A 1,463-nucleotide genomic window follows, 5' to 3' on the forward strand; every position below is an offset into this window, starting at 1 on the left:
GGCAAACCGGTCGAACCGGAGGTGTAGATCACGTAAGCCAGATGCGCCGAAGTCAGCTCGGCAACTTGCGGATTCGAGACGGACTCGTCCTGCCAGAGCCCACTACCGAGGTCGATCACCGGCATCGTTGCATCAGCCAACAACCCAAGGGTCGCCGCCTGGGCCAGCACCACGGCAGGCGCGCTGTCTTCCAGCATGTAGGCAATCCGATCCGCCGGATAGGCCGGATCCAGCGGTACATATCCGCCGCCTGCCTTGAGAATCGCCAGCAACCCGACCACCATGTCGAGGCCACGCTCGACGCAGATCGCCACCCGCGAATCCGGCTGTACGCCTTGCTTGCGCAGGTAATGCGCCAGGCGGTTGGCCTGCTCGTTCAGTTCGCCGTAGCTCAGGCGCTGATCGCCATGCAGCACCGCCAGTGCATCCGGCGTACGTTGCACCTGCTCCTCGAACAGCCCATGAATGGTCTGTTCCAACGGATACCCGGCGTCGGTAGCGTTGAACGCCACCAGCAGCTGCTCACGCTCCGCTTCCGGCAAAATCGACAGATCGGCCAGCGACGACTCAGGCGCACACTCAAGCGCCTGGGCCAGACTCGCCAGCGCCGCCTCCATATAGGCACCGACCCGCTGCGCGTCAACGCCACTCACCGCCTGGACGGTGAGGCTGAAGCCTTCGCCCAAATCATCCACCGACAGCGCCAACGGATAGTTGGTCCGTTCCTCGCCACCCAATGCCTCGATACCTTGCCAGGCTGACGACCCTTGCAACGCAAGGGGCTCCGTCATCGAATGGCGGTAATTGAGCAGCGCACTGAACAACGGCGTCGGTGCGACCACACCACTGCAACGCTGGGCCAAGGCCAGGGAAGCATGCTCGTGCCCCAGTAACCCGGTCAGCCGCGCATGTGTCGCCAACACGCCATCGCGCACGCTCCGCGCGCCCACCTGCACACCCAGCGGCAAGGTATTGATGAACATCCCCAGCGCGCGGTCGGCGCCCTCGCCCCCTTGCATCCGGCCCATCAATACGGTGCCGAACACCACGTCTTCGCGACCCGATACCCGACCCAGCACCAGGGCCCAGGCCAGGTGATGCAGACTGGCCGCGCTCACGCCCAACCGACGGGCCTGGCTGCGCAGACGACGGCTCAGATCGATGGCGACCTCTCGCCTGGCCTCCTCGACATCGCTGCCGTCGCCACGGACATCCTGCAACCCGAATGGCAAAGTGGGTTCGTCGATGGCACCCAACATGTCGTGGAAGAACGCTTCGTGCTCCTCACGGCTCACACCCAGGCGGGCCTGGGCCACATAGTTGCGATACGGCACCGCTGCGCCCAATTGGTCAGCCTGGCCCAGCAAGTGTGCCTGCATTTCGTGGCGCACCACTTCCAGTGCTGTGTGATCGAGCGCCATATGGTGAAACAACAGGGTCGCGACCCAGCGCTGGTGGCTTGC

At 64.4% G+C, this 1,463-nt stretch carries 1 protein-coding gene; it reads right to left on the reverse strand.

All coding sequences use genetic code 11. The annotated features are described in order from the left end of the window. Positions 1–1,463 (reverse strand): AMP-binding protein (locus N005_RS30085; RefSeq protein WP_047699305.1); only part of this gene is annotated, 1,463 nt, incomplete at both ends.

The sequence above is a fragment of the Pseudomonas mediterranea CFBP 5447 genome, assembly GCF_000774145.1.
GTDB lineage: Bacteria > Pseudomonadota > Gammaproteobacteria > Pseudomonadales > Pseudomonadaceae > Aquipseudomonas > Aquipseudomonas mediterranea.